Consider the following 12,879-nt stretch of genomic DNA (forward strand, 5'->3'; position numbering starts at 1 on the left):
CGAGGAGGGACGGGGCTGCGGGGGCGGGTAACGACGCCCTTCCGGCGGCCGGTTCCGGGCCGGCGGCTGGGTCCGGGCTGACGGCTGAATCCGGGCCGGTGGCTGAGTCCGGGCTGATGGCGGAACAGCGGCCGGGGCAGAGCCAGGCGACTGCTGGCGGTCAGATGCCGAACGCTGGGCAGATGCCGAGCGGCGGACAGGCGTCGAACGGTGGTCAGGCGTCCAGCGGCGGTCAGATGCCGAACGACGGACAGATGCAGTTCGGCGGGCAGATGCAGTTCGGTGGCCAGGAGCCGGCCCGTGTCCAGGAGCCGGCCCGTGTCCAGGAGTCAGCCGGTGGCCAGGAGTCGGCCGGTGGCCAGGGGCCGGCCGGCGGGCAGGGATCGGCCGGGTGGCAGGTGTCGGGCGCCGCGGGTGCCGGGCCGATGCCGGCGCCGGCGCAGCCCGCCGTCCCCCTGGCGCAGCCCGCTGTCACCCTGGCGCAGCCCGCCGTCATCCCCTCGGCAGCCCCGGCGTCCCCGCAGGTACCCAGCGCACTCTCACAGGCACCCACCGCACCCCCGCAGGCGTCTGTGCCGGGGCCGATGCCGGCGGCCGGGGCGCTGGCCGCGCCGCCCGTCTACACCCCCACCCCCGTCCCAAGCCCCGCACCCACCTTCGCCCCCACCACCGACCAGGCCCCGGCTTCCGCGCCCGCGCCCGCTCCCGCGCCTGGCCGATACGGCCGGCCGGGGCCCGGGCTGCCGGCGCGGACGCCGGTCTCCGTGCCGCTGCTGCCGCCCGAACTGGCCGACGGCGGGCCGCGGCCGCGCCGTGGCGACCCGCTGGCCCGGCGTGCGGGCCGCGCGCTGCGCCGGGTGTTCGCCTCGTCCCCCGCCGCCGAGACGGCCGCCGTCACACAGGCCGCCCACGCCATCCAGCAGCCGGTGACGACCGGTCGGCAGATAGCCGTGTCGAGCATCCGTGGCGGCGCCGGCAAGTCCACCGTCGCCGCCCTCCTGGCGCTCACCTACGCCCACTACCGGCCCGACCCCGTGCTCGCCGTGGAGGCCGACCCGGCGCTCGGCACGCTGCCGCACCGCCTGGGCGCCCGCGAGGTGCGCTGGTCCGGGACGGACCTGGCACAGATCGTCGATCCGTCGATGCTGATCACCGACCTGACCGGCTATCTGCTGCCGTTCGCGGGCGGCGGCTGGCTGCTGCCCGGCAGCCAGGGCTCCATCGGCGCCCGCCTGGACCTCGACACCTACCGCATCGTGATGACCTCCCTGCGCCGGCACTTCGCGGCCACGGTGGTGGACTGCGAGACGCTGCCCGCCGAGGTGGCGCGGACGGCGCTGGTGACGACGCAGGCGCGGATACTGGTCACCCCGGCGACCCCGGAGGGCGTCGCGGCCACCCGTTCCGTACTCAACTGGGTCGGCGGGCTGCACCCCGGCCTGCTGCCCACCACGGTTGTCGTGCTCACGCACTCCTCGCCCGACAGCGGCGTCGACGTGCGCAAGGCCGCCGACCACCTCGGAGCCGGTGGCGCGGCGGTGCTGCCGTTGCCGTACGACCGCCATCTGGCGGCCGGCGGCGCCATCCGCACCGAGCTGCTCGGGGAGCGGACCCGGGAGGCGGCGGCCCGGATCGCGGCCGAGGCGATGGACCGCGCGGTCTCCCGGGACCCGGTACGCCGACAGCACCAGGCCCGGCAGCCGGCCCACCAGCCGAGCCAGCCCGCCCACCAGCCGAGCCAGCCGGCCCACCAGCCCAGCCAGCCCGCCCATCAGCCCGCCCACCAGCCGAGCCACCCGGGCCAGCGGGCACAGCAGCCTGCCCACCAGCCGGGCCACCCGGACCACCAGCCGGGCCAGCAGCCGCAGCCGCAGCCGCAGAACGGGCAGCCGCAGCAGCCACAACCGCATCAGCCGCCAAGGGCACCTCACACCCAAGAGACACCGCAGGCCCACCAGGCATCCCACGCCCACCAGGCACCGCAGGCCCACCAGGCATCCCACGCCCACCAGGCGTCGCAGACCCACCAGGCGTCGCAGATCCAACACGCACCGCAGGCCCACCAGGCACCTCAAGCCCAACAGATGCCTCACCCGCATCCGGCGCCGTCTCAGCCGCAGCAAGCATCCCCGCCCCATCAACCGCCCCCGATGTACGCACCCCCGGCAGCGCCACCGGCCCAAGCCCCAGCCCCAGCCCAAGCCCAGGCCCAAGCTCAACCCCAGGCCCCGGCCGCAGCACCGGGTCCCGCTCCGGCGGCTCCCCCCGGCCCCGACCACCGCAGCCCCTTCGACGGCGGTCCGATCCGCTGATCGGGATCATCACCCGCGGCTTCGCCCTCCGAAGGCGTGGGCCCCGTGGACGCCCCGTTCGTCCGCTCCGTGAGACGGCTTCTGAGACAACCGGGCCCGCCGTCTACGCTGCCAGCCGCCCAGGTAGGGCGAAGTACGGACAAGCTCACCGTCCGCGACGACGCGGCTTCTCGGGGCAGGCCGACCAGGGCCTAGACTCCGGTTCGTACAGATCACAAATCGTCGAAGTCGTTGAACAAGCGCAGTCAGGGAGCGAGGGGCGGACGTGCCGGACGCGACCGTACGCACCACCGTCGCCGCGGACTACTTCCAGGGCTACTCGGTCGTCGGGATCATCGCCGTAATCGGTGTGCTCTTCGTCGCCGTCGCCTTCGGGGCCGGGCGGCTGCTGCGGCCTGTCGTACCGACGCCCGAGAAGATGCTGACGTACGAGTGCGGCGTGGACCCGGTCGGCGAGGGCTGGGCGCACACCCAGGTCCGCTACTACGTCTACGCCTTCCTCTACGTCATCTTCGCCGTCGACTCGATCTTCCTGTTCCCCTGGGCGACGGTCTTCGCCGCCCCCGGTTTCGGCGGCGCGACGCTCGTGGAGATGTTCATCTTCCTCGGCTTCCTCACCGTCGGCCTGCTCTACGCATGGAAGAAGGGCGTCCTGGAATGGACGTGACCCCCGCCGCCAACAGCTCCGCGGCCGCGGCCGGGGGCGCCGCACCGGAATTCCTCCCGGAGCCGCGCCGCCTGGGCACCCTGGCCCGGCTCGCGCCCGAACCGATGAAGGTGGTCCTCAACTGGGGCCGCCGCTACAGCCTGTGGGTCTTCAACTTCGGGCTGGCCTGCTGCGCGATCGAGTTCATCGCCGCCTCCATGGCGCGCCACGACTTCATCCGCCTCGGGGTGATCCCGTTCGCGCCCGGCCCGCGCCAGGCCGACCTGATGGTCGTCTCCGGCACGGTGACGGACAAGATGGCCCCGGCCGTCAAGCGCCTCTACGAGCAGATGCCCGAGCCCAAGTACGTCATCTCCTTCGGCGCCTGCTCCAACTGCGGCGGCCCCTACTGGGACTCGTACTCGGTCACCAAGGGCGTCGACCAGATCATCCCGGTCGACGTGTACGTGCCGGGCTGCCCGCCGCGGCCGGAGGCGCTGCTCCAGGGCATCCTCAAGCTGCAGGAGAAGATCGCGCGCGAGTCCCTGGGGGAGCGGTACGCACAAGGCGGCGCGGCCCGGCCTTCGGCGGCCGCTCTGCGTAGCGGCCTGGTGACGCCGCCCGCGCCGGCGCCCGCGGGGGAGGAGCCCTGATGAGCGACCAGCCCCAGCGGCCCGACCAGCCCCAGCGGCCCGATCAGCCTCAGCGGCCCGACCGGGCCCAGCAGCCCGATCAGCCCCAGCCGGCTGACCAGTCCGAGCAGCAGCCCGAGGCCGTCGCGCCGGTCGAGTCCGTGGAGTCCGTCGGCTCGGCCGACCCCTCCGACTCCTCCGGTTCCGCCGAACCCGTGGAACCCGTTGAGCCGGTCGTCGGGTGGCTGCCGCGGCCCGCGAGCGAGATCTTCGGCGCCGGCGCCACCGCGGAGCTGGCGTACGACCTGCTGACCGTCGACGTCCCGGTCGACGGCTGGCTCACCGCGCTGACCGCCGCCCGGGACGACCTCGGCTGCCGCTACTTCGACTGGCTCAGCGCCGTGGACGAGCCCGGCACCGGCTTCCGTATCTGCGCGCACCTCGCGGACGTCGCCCGCCCGGGCACCGTCCACCGCCTGGTCGTGCGGACCACGGTGCCGCACGACGCGGCCACGCTGCCCACCGCCGTCGGCGTGTACGCGGGCGCGGGCTGGCACGAGCGGGAGACGCACGAGATGTTCGGCGTCGACTTCACCGGCCACCCCCATCTCGTCCCGCTGCTCCTCCCGGAGGGCTTCGAGGGCCACCCGCTGCGCAAGGACTTCGTGCTGGCGGCCCGGGTGGCCAAGGCGTGGCCGGGGGCCAAGGAGCCGGGCGAATCGGAGCACGGCGGGCCCAAGCGCCGGCAGATGCTGCCGCCGGGCGTTCCCGACCCGAACGAGTGGGGTCCGCTGAAGGGCCAGCTGCCGCCCGCGCCGGCACGTCCGGCACGGGGTGCGCGGGCGGCCGGCGGCGCGGCGGGCGAGCGTCCGGCGCGGCGTACGCGGTCGGTGAGTGCGGGCTCGGCCAGCCAGCAGGCGGCCCAGGCCGCGCCGTCCGGGGCTTCCGCGGCCCCGGAGGCAGCGGAAGCACCGGCGGCTCCGGCGCGCGCCGAGCGGCCGGCCCGCCGTACCCGGTCCGCGAGCCAGGGTTCGGCCAGCCAGCAGCAGCCGGCGGAACCGGCAGCGCCCCCGGCGACCACCGAACCATCGGCGACCACCGAGCCTCCGGCGAACGTCCAACGTCCGGCGAAGGTCGAACCTCCGGCGAACACCAAGGCACCCGAGGCACCCGAGGCACCCGAGGCACCCGAGGCTCCGGCGGCCCCGCGCTCCTCCGACGCACCGTGGCACCACGCCCGCCCGGCCTTCGACGAGCCGCAGAAGCAGGCCGAGCCCGAGCCCAAGCGGGAGCCGGAGCCGGAAGCCAAGCCCGAGCCGCAGGCCAAGCCCGAGCCCGAGCCGCAGGCCGAGCCCGAGCCGCGGCAGAAGCCCGAGCCCGCCCCCGAGGCGCAGGCCGAGTCCGAGCCCGCCCCCGAGACGCAGCCGCAGAACCACGACCCGGCAGGAGGCGACACCCCATGAGCGACGCGCTCGACATCGCGCTGCGCCTCATCGCCGTCTTCGTCGTGTTCCTGGTGTTCCCGCTGGTCATCGGGCAGACCGAGCACAAGGTCATGGCCCATATGCAGGGCCGGCTCGGTCCGATGTACGCGGGCGGGTTCCACGGCTGGGCGCAGCTGGTCGCCGACGGCGTGAAGTTCGCGCAGAAGGAAGACATCGTGCCGGCCGGCGCCGACCGGCGGATCTTCCAGCTCGCCCCGGCCGTCGCCCTGCTGCCGTACCTCCTGGTCCTGGTCGCCATCCCGATAGGGCCGCACAACGCCGTCGGGCAGGCCCTGGACGCGGGCATCTTCTTCGTCCTCGCCGTCATGGGCGTCGGCGTGCTCGGCTCGCTGATGGCCGGCTGGGCCTCGGCGAACAAGTTCTCGCTGCTCGGCGCCCTGCGGACGGCCGCGCAGCTGCTCGCGTACGAGCTGCCGATGCTGCTCGCCGCGGCCTCCGTCGCGATGGCGGCCGGCACGCTCTCACTGCCCGGCATCGTCGAGGCGTTCCACTGGTGGTGGGTGCCGTGGCAGATCGTCGGCGGCCTGGTGTTCTTCACCGCGGGCCTCGCCGAGCTGCAGCGGCCGCCGTTCGACATGCCGGTCGCCGACTCGGAGATCATCTTCGGTGCGTACACCGAGTACACCGGCCTGCGGTTCGCCCTCTTCCTGCTCGCCGAATACGCGGGCATCGTCGTCCTCTGCGCGCTGACCTCGGTGCTCTTCCTGGGTGGCTGGCACGGCCCGTTCGGCGCCGACGGCCTGGGCTGGCTGTGGACGCTGCTGAAGACCGCGCTGCTCGCCTTCGGCGTCATCTGGCTGCGGGTCACCTACCCGCGGCTGCGCGAGGACCAGCTGCAGAAGCTCGCCTGGACGGTGCTCATCCCGCTCGCGCTCGCCCAGATCGCCGTCACCGGCGTCGTCAAGGTGGTGATCTCGTCATGAGCTTCCCCGGTTCCGGTCTCGCCAAGGGCCTGGCCGTCACCCTGCGGACGATGACGAAGCGTTCCGTCACCGCGCAGTACCCGGACGTCCAGCCCGACCTCGCGCCGCGCACCCGCGGCGTCATCGGGCTGTTCGAGGAGAACTGCACGGTCTGCATGCTGTGCGCCCGCGAGTGCCCCGACTGGTGCATCTACATCGACTCCCACAAGGAGACCGTGCCGCCGGCCGCGCCCGGGGGCCGTGAGCGCAGCCGGAACGTGCTCGACCGCTTCGCCATCGACTTCGCGCTGTGCATGTACTGCGGGATCTGCATCGAGGTCTGCCCCTTCGACGCGCTCTTCTGGTCACCGGAGTTCGAGTACGCCGAGACGGACATCCGTGACCTCACCCACGAGCGCGACAAGCTCCGCGAGTGGATGTGGACGGTGCCCGAGCCGCCGGCGCTCGACCCGGCGGCCGAGGAGCCCAAGGAGATCGCCGCCGCCCGTAAGGCCGCGGACAAACTCGCCGCCCAGCAGGCGGCCGAGGCCGCGGCGCAGCACGAGAACCAGAACGAGAACCCGAACACCGAGGAGGAGGGGACGTGACGCTCGCCGCCACGGCCGCCGGGCACGGCTTCCTGTCGCCCACCGGCGTCGAGATCGCGTTCCTGCTCGTCGGCATCGGCACCCTGGGGGCGGCCGTCATCACCGTCACCACCCGGCAGCTGGTGCACGCCGCCCTCTGGCTGGTCGTCGCGCTCGGCGGGGTCGCGGTCGAATACCTCCTGCTCACGGCCGAGTTCATCGCCTGGGTGCAGGTGCTCATCTACGTCGGTTCCGTGGTCGTCCTGCTGCTCTTCGGGCTGATGCTGACCAAGGCGCCCATCGGGCACTCCCCGGACGCCGATTCCGGCAACCGCTGGGCCGCGCTCGTGGTCGCGCTCGCCGCGGCCGCCGCCCTGGTCTGGGTCGTCGTCGACGCCTTCCGCGCCACCTGGATCGACTTCGGCGGGGCCGTCCAGGGCTCCACCGAGGCCTCGGGGCGCAGCCTCTTCCAGTACTGGGTGCTGCCCTTCGAAGCGCTGTCCGTGCTGCTGCTCGCCGCGCTCGTCGGGGCGATCGTGCTGTCCCGCAGGGGCGGTGAGGGCAGGGCCCCGGCGGCCGCCCTGAAGGACGGCGCGGCCCGCGTCTTCGCAGCCCCCGCCACCGCCCCACGAGAGGAGCAGCGCTGATGCACCTCGCCTATCCGGCCGTCCTCGCCGTCCTCCTCTTCTGCACCGGTCTGTACGGCGTGCTCGCCCGCCGCAACGCGATCCTGGTGCTGATGTCCGTCGAGCTGATGCTCAACGCCGTCAACCTCAACCTCGTCGCCTTCGACGTCTGGCTGCGCGACACCCTGCACGCGGGCCAGGCGCTCACCCTCTTCACCATCGCCATCGCCGCCGCCGAGATCGGCATCGGCCTGGCGATCGTGCTGCTCGTCTACCGCAACCGCGGCAGCTCCGACATCGACCGGCTCCGTGACCTCGCCGAGCGGCCGGACGGCACCGACGCCGACGGGACCCCGCAGCCGGACACCAAGGCGGAGGCCACCGCGTGACCCTCACGACCACCGCCGTTCTCGTTCCCCTCCTGCCCTTCCTCGGGGCCGTCGCCGGCCTCCTCCTGGGGCGGCGCGCGCCCGGTTTCGTCCGGCCGCTGGCCGTGCTGCCGACGCTCGCCGCGGCCGGGCTGACCATCGTGGTCGCCGTCGGCCAGGGCGGTGGCCCGGCCACCGACGTCGCCACCCGGCTCACCCCGACCGGGTCGGTCCCGATCGACCTGGCGCTGCACATCGACGGCTTCGCCGCGCTGATCGCCGTCGTCGTCGGTGTCGTGGCGACCTGTGTGCAGATCTACTCCACCGGCTATCTGCGCGACGACCCGCGCTACCCCTCCTACGCGGCCCTGGTCTCGCTCTTCACCGCCGCGATGCTGCTGGTCGTCTACACCGGCGACCTGATGGTGCTGCTGGTCGGCTGGGAAGTCATGGGCATCTGCTCGTACTTCCTCGTCGGCCACTACTGGGAGACCGAGACCGCCCGGGCCGCCTCCCTCAAGGCGTTCCTGGTCACCAAGCTCGGCGACGTCCCCTTCCTCTTCGGCATCTTCGCGCTGGCCGCCGACACCGGCACCTTCCGCATCACCGGCATCCTCGGCTCGGTCGCCAACCGCGGCCTGGACCACCCGACGCTGATCGCGCTGCTGCTGCTGGCCGGCGTCGCGGGCAAGTCCGCGCAGTTCCCGCTGCACACCTGGCTCCCGGACGCGATGGCCGGCCCGACCCCGGTCTCCGCGCTGATCCACGCCGCGACGATGGTGGCCGCCGGTATCTACGTCGTCGCCCGCCTCCTCCCGGTCTTCGCGGCCTCCGCGGCCGCGCTGGTCGTGATGGCCGTCATCGCCGCGATCACCATGGTCGGCTCCGGCCTCGCCGCGCTGGCCCAGGACGACATCAAGCGGGTGCTGGCCTATTCGACGGTCGGCCAGCTCGGCTACATGCTGGGCGCGCTCGCCGTCGGCGACCGCGGCGCCGCCGTCTTCCACCTCCTTGCGCACGGTGCGTTCAAGGCCCTCCTCTTCCTCGGCGCGGGCGTGATCATCCACGCCGCGGGCACCAACTCGCTCGCCGCCATGTCCCGGATGAGCGGCCTCTCCCGGCGCATCCCGGACGCCTACTGGACCGTGACCGTCGCGCTGCTCGCGCTCGCCGCGATCCCGCCGTTCGCCGGCTTCTTCTCCAAGGAAGCCGTCCTCGGCGCCGCCGAGCACGCCGCGACCGGCGCCGCCCACGGCATCCCCGGCGCGGCCGGCTGGACCGTCCTGGTCTCCGGACTGCTCACCGCCCTCCTCACCGCGGCCTACGCCGCCCGCCTGTGGCTGCTCGCCTTCAAGGGCCGGGGCGTCGAGGTCCCCGACCACGGCCCGCAGCCGGTCGTCATGAACGCCGTCCTGTGGGTGCTCTTCATCCCGACCGTCGCACTGGGCCTTACCGCTCCCCTCCTGCCCAAGTGGTTCGACGGGCGCTCGCTGGCTCCGACCCTGACCACCGCCGTCCTCGGCACCGGCATCGCCGTCGTCGGCGGCCTGGTCACCTACGCCACCTGGCGCCACACCACCGCGCTCGCCGCCCGCACCCCCATCGGCGCGGTCGTCGTCGACGCGGACGCGGCCCCCGGCCTCGCCGAGGAGACGGCCATCGCCACCCACGCCCCGGTCTACGGTGACAACGCCGGCGCCGCGGACCCGGCCGACCCGGCCGCCTCCTCCTCGGCCCGCTGCACCGCCACGCGGCCGTCGGCTTCCACCTGGACGCCCTCTACTCCGCGCTCTTCGTCCGGCCCGTACGCGCCGCCGCCACGCTCGTCCGCTTCCTGGACCGCGAGGTCGTCGACACCTACGTCCGCGGTGCGGGCACCGCCCCGCGTTGGCTGGGCGCCGCCGTCCGCCGCGCCCAGACCGGGAACGTGCAGACCTACCTCGGCGCGCTGCTGGCCGGATCCCTCGTCCTGGCCATCGCCGCTGTCCTCGTCGCCACGGGCACGGGAGCCTGACCGTGCTGACATCCCCCGGGGGCCGACCCCCGTACCCCAGCCGAGAGACCACGTGGCCTGCCTCGCCGGAGCCGAAACCCGCAGGAGGGCCTGAACCGTGAATCACACCGCCATGCAGTTCCTCCTCGTGGGCGTCGTCGTCCTCCCCCTCCTCGGCGCGCTCGCCGCGCTGCTGCCCGCGCCGCCCGGCCTGAAGGGCAAGAACCCCGACCAGGCCGTCCTGCGCCACGGCGTGACCGTCACCGGCGTCGTGCTCGCCGCCACCGTCGCACTGGCCGCCGGCTTCGACCACGCTCAGCCGGCGCGTATGCAGGCCACCACCGACATCAGCTGGATCCCGGCGCTCGGCATCCGTATCCACCTCGGCGTCGACGGCATCTCGCTCCCCCTCGTCGTCATGACCGCGCTGCTGACCTTCCTCTGCGCGCTCTACTCCTACTTCCACATGCCAACGGGCCCGTCTCCCAAGGCATTTGTGGCCCTGCTGCTCGTCCTGGAGGCCGGCACCCTCGCCACCTTCGCCGTCCTGGACCTGATGCTCTTCTTCCTCGCCTTCGAGATGGTCCTCATCCCGATGTACTTCCTCATCGCCCGCTGGGGCGGTGCGGGGAAGCAGGCGGCGGCCTGGAAGTTCATCCTCTACACGCTGCTCGGCTCCGTCGTGATGCTGCTCGGCCTCCTCCTCATCGGCGTGAAATCCGGCACGTTCGACATGGTCGCACTCGCCACTGACAACGGCCCGAAAGCCCAGCTCAGCCACACCGTCCAGCTCCTCGCGGTGCTCGCGATCGGCATCGGACTGGTCGTCAAGTCCCCGATGTGGCCGCTGCACAGCTGGCTGCCCGACGCGCACACCGCCGCCCCCACCGTCGGCTCGGTGCTGCTGGCCGGCGTCCTGCTGAAGATGGGCACCTACGGGTTCGTACGGATCGCGTTGCCCATCACCCCCGAGGGCATGCACACCTACGCGCCCTACCTCGCCGCGTTCGCCGCCGTCGGCATCATCTACGGCTCGCTCGCCTGCCTCGCCCTCGTCCGCAAGGGCGCCAAGGGCGACCTCAAGCGCCTGATCGCCTACAGCTCCGTCGGCCACATGGGGTTCGTCCTGCTCGGCATCGCCAGCATGACCCCCACCGGCGTCAACGGCGCCCTGTTCGCCAACATCGCGCACGGCCTGATCACCGGCCTGCTGTTCTTCCTCGTCGGCGCCCTCAAGGACCGCTACGGCACCACCGACCTCGACGCCCTGGCCGGCACCACCGGCGCCGCCCTCTACGGCAAGGCCCCCCGCTTCGGCGGCCTGCTCGCCTTCGGGGCCGTCGCCTCGCTCGGCCTGCCCGGACTCGCCGGCTTCTGGGGCGAGATGCTCGCCATGTTCGGCGCCTTCCGGCCCGCCGCCGGCCTGAGCCGCCCGGCCTTCCTGACCTTCATGGTGCTGGCCGGCCTCGGCACCCTGCTGACCGCCGCGTACCTGCTCCTCGTCGTCCGCCGGGTCTGCATGGGCGGCACCCCGCACCTCGCCCCCACCGCCCCGCTCGGCGCCGACGGCGACCCGGAACGGCCCGCCGCGGAGGCGCCCGCCCCCGCCCCGGCCGTCCCCGACCTCGCGCGCTACGAGTACGCGGCCTGGTCCCCCCTGGCCGCCCTCACCGTCCTCGCCGGACTGTGGCCGGCGGCCCTCCTCGGCCTCACCGACCCGGCCGTCCAGCAGCTCCTCGGAGGCGGTAAGTGATGAGCCCGGTCACCTCTCTGATCCAGTCCGTCGACTGGGTCGCCGTCGCCCCGCCCACGATCACCGCGGTCGTCGCCCTGGTGGTGCTGGTCGCCGACCTGTTCGTGCCGGCGGCCCGCAAGCCGCTGCTGGGCTGGGCCGCCACCGGGGGCCTGGTCCTCGCCGGGCTGTCCCTGCTGCCCCTCCTGGGCGGCGACCGCCGCACGTTCTGCCTCCCCGGGCACCCGGACGCGTGCAGCTACGTCGCCGACCCGTTCACGCTGGTCATCCAGTTCCTGGTGCTCGGCGGCGCGCTGCTGACCGCCCTGCTGTCCCTCGACACCATCAAGGACCACGACCTGCCCGCCGGCGAGTACTGGTTCCTGCTGCTGTCCTCGGCCGCCGGCGCCGCCCTGCTGCCCGCCTCCCGGGACCTGGCCACCCTCGTCGTCGCCCTGGAGGTCGCCTCGCTGCCGGCCTTCGCCCTCGTGGGCCTGCGCCGCGGCGACCGGCTCTCCTCCGAGGCGGCGCTGAAGTTCTTCCTCTCCTCGGTGGCCGCCACCGCCGTGATGCTCCTCGGCGTGAGCTTCGTCTACGCGGCGACCCGCAGCCTCTACCTCTCCCGGGTGGCGCACGCCCTCACCGACCTCCCCGACGCCCGCCTCGCCACCCTGGCGAGCGCCGGCGTCGCGCTCACCCTGGTCGGCTTCGCCTTCAAGACGGCGGCCGCCCCGTTCCACTTCTGGGTGCCCGACACCTACGTCGGCGCGCCGCTGCCGATCGCCGGCTACCTCTCCGTGGTCGGCAAGGCCGTCGGCTTCTCCGGCCTGATCCTCGTCACCGTCCAGGGCTTCCCCGCGTACGCCGACGTCTGGGGCCCCGCGCTGGCCGTCCTCGCCGCGCTCACCATGACCGTCGGCAACGTCGCCGCGCTCCGCCAGGACCCGCGCCGGGAGCACAGCGCGGTCCGCCTGCTCGCCTGGTCGTCGGTCGGCCAGGCCGGCTACCTCCTGGTGCCGCTGGCCGCCGCCGGCTACACCCACCGGCCGGCGCACGCCATCGGCGCCACCGTGGCCTACGCCCTGATGTACGCGGCCGTGAACCTCGGCGCGTTCGCCGTCGCCGCCCTGGTGGCCCGTACGCGCCCCGCCAACCGCATCACCGACTACCGGGGCCTGTACGCCCGCCGGCCCCTCGTGGCGCTCGCCATGGGCTTCTTCCTGCTCTGCCTGGCCGGTCTGCCGCCGGGCATCATCGGCCTGTTCGCCAAGGTCACGGTCTTCTCCGCGGCCGTCGACGCCGGGCTGGCCTGGCTCGCCGTGGTCATGGCCGTCAACGTCGTGATCGCGCTCTACTACTACCTGCAGTGGACGGCGGTGCTCTTCCGGGGCGCCGAAGAGCCCACGGCCGCACCCGCCGGGCCGCGGCCGCCCGCCCCCCGGATCCCGGCCCCGCTGGCCACCGCCATCGCCCTGGCCACCGTCCTGGGCCTCGCCCTCTCCGGCGCGCCCCAGCTCGTCCTGCGCTTCGCCTCCGGCGCGCTCCTCTGACCGACCCGGCGGCCCCGGGGCCCACC

General features: G+C 73.7%; 10 protein-coding genes and 1 pseudogene. All 11 read left to right on the plus strand.

Going from position 1 to position 12,879, the window contains the following annotated elements; translation table 11 throughout:
* The first annotated feature begins 236 nt into the window (after nt 1–236).
* The 11 genes and pseudogenes from OJ254_RS11030 to OJ254_RS11080 all read left to right on the plus strand — a co-directional run bounded on the left by OJ254_RS11030 (nt 237) and on the right by OJ254_RS11080 (nt 12,853).
* A complete protein-coding gene (locus OJ254_RS11030; protein ID WP_265362195.1) occupies nt 237–2,312 on the plus strand; it encodes a hypothetical protein in 2,076 nt (691 codons plus the stop codon).
* Between the two features lie 265 nt (nt 2,313–2,577).
* On the plus strand, nt 2,578–2,979 hold the full coding sequence (locus OJ254_RS11035; protein WP_265362196.1) for an NADH-quinone oxidoreductase subunit A: 402 nt from the start codon (nt 2,578–2,580) through the stop codon (nt 2,977–2,979).
* On the plus strand, nt 2,970–3,611 hold the full coding sequence (locus OJ254_RS11040) for an NADH-quinone oxidoreductase subunit B (protein ID WP_265362197.1): 642 nt from the start codon (nt 2,970–2,972) through the stop codon (nt 3,609–3,611). Before OJ254_RS11035 ends, OJ254_RS11040 begins: the two co-directional genes overlap by 10 nt.
* A complete protein-coding gene (locus tag OJ254_RS11045; RefSeq protein WP_265362198.1) occupies nt 3,611–5,053 on the plus strand; it encodes an NADH-quinone oxidoreductase subunit C in 1,443 nt (480 codons plus the stop codon). The genes OJ254_RS11040 and OJ254_RS11045 overlap by 1 nt, the downstream gene beginning before the upstream one ends.
* A complete protein-coding gene (locus OJ254_RS11050) occupies nt 5,050–6,018 on the plus strand; it encodes a complex I subunit 1/NuoH family protein (RefSeq protein ID WP_265362199.1) in 969 nt (322 codons plus the stop codon). The genes OJ254_RS11045 and OJ254_RS11050 overlap by 4 nt, the downstream gene beginning before the upstream one ends.
* Nucleotides 6,015–6,605: a NuoI/complex I 23 kDa subunit family protein gene (locus tag OJ254_RS11055; RefSeq protein WP_265362200.1), complete on the plus strand. Its 591-nt coding sequence runs from the start codon at nt 6,015–6,017 to the stop codon at nt 6,603–6,605. Before OJ254_RS11050 ends, OJ254_RS11055 begins: the two co-directional genes overlap by 4 nt.
* Entirely contained in the window at nt 6,602–7,231 is a 630-nt protein-coding gene (locus OJ254_RS11060; RefSeq protein ID WP_265362201.1) for an NADH-quinone oxidoreductase subunit J family protein, read from the plus strand. The genes OJ254_RS11055 and OJ254_RS11060 overlap by 4 nt, the downstream gene beginning before the upstream one ends.
* On the plus strand, nt 7,231–7,599 hold the full coding sequence (gene nuoK, locus OJ254_RS11065) for an NADH-quinone oxidoreductase subunit NuoK (protein WP_261957027.1): 369 nt from the start codon (nt 7,231–7,233) through the stop codon (nt 7,597–7,599). The genes OJ254_RS11060 and nuoK overlap by 1 nt, the downstream gene beginning before the upstream one ends.
* A pseudogene (locus OJ254_RS11070) lies at nt 7,596–9,592 on the plus strand (NADH-quinone oxidoreductase subunit 5 family protein). Before nuoK ends, OJ254_RS11070 begins: the two are co-directional and overlap by 4 nt.
* Nucleotides 9,593–9,704: 112 nt before the next feature.
* A complete protein-coding gene (locus OJ254_RS11075) occupies nt 9,705–11,324 on the plus strand; it encodes a complex I subunit 4 family protein (RefSeq protein WP_265365121.1) in 1,620 nt (539 codons plus the stop codon).
* Complete coding sequence (locus OJ254_RS11080) at nt 11,324–12,853, plus strand: NADH-quinone oxidoreductase subunit N (protein WP_265362202.1); 1,530 nt, start codon at nt 11,324–11,326, stop codon at nt 12,851–12,853. The genes OJ254_RS11075 and OJ254_RS11080 overlap by 1 nt, the downstream gene beginning before the upstream one ends.
* Nucleotides 12,854–12,879 lie beyond the last annotated feature (26 nt).

Origin of the sequence: Streptomyces endophytica, from assembly GCF_026153355.1 — a bacterium.
GTDB classification, from domain to species: domain Bacteria; phylum Actinomycetota; class Actinomycetes; order Streptomycetales; family Streptomycetaceae; genus Streptomyces; species Streptomyces endophytica.

Excerpts from the sequence above, each read along its gene's own strand:
- OJ254_RS11040 (WP_265362197.1), top strand. The coding sequence starts at position 2,970 with ATGGACGTGACCCCCGCCGCCAACAGCTCCGCGGCCGCGGCCGGGGGC.
- OJ254_RS11080 (WP_265362202.1), top strand. The coding sequence starts at position 11,324 with ATGAGCCCGGTCACCTCTCTGATCCAGTCCGTCGACTGGGTCGCCGTC.
- OJ254_RS11030 (WP_265362195.1), top strand. The coding sequence starts at position 237 with ATGCCGAACGACGGACAGATGCAGTTCGGCGGGCAGATGCAGTTCGGT.
- OJ254_RS11045 (WP_265362198.1), top strand. The coding sequence starts at position 3,611 with ATGAGCGACCAGCCCCAGCGGCCCGACCAGCCCCAGCGGCCCGATCAG.
- OJ254_RS11055 (WP_265362200.1), top strand. The coding sequence starts at position 6,015 with ATGAGCTTCCCCGGTTCCGGTCTCGCCAAGGGCCTGGCCGTCACCCTG.
- nuoK (WP_261957027.1), top strand. The coding sequence starts at position 7,231 with ATGCACCTCGCCTATCCGGCCGTCCTCGCCGTCCTCCTCTTCTGCACC.
- OJ254_RS11075 (WP_265365121.1), top strand. The coding sequence starts at position 9,705 with ATGCAGTTCCTCCTCGTGGGCGTCGTCGTCCTCCCCCTCCTCGGCGCG.
- OJ254_RS11050 (WP_265362199.1), top strand. The coding sequence starts at position 5,050 with ATGAGCGACGCGCTCGACATCGCGCTGCGCCTCATCGCCGTCTTCGTC.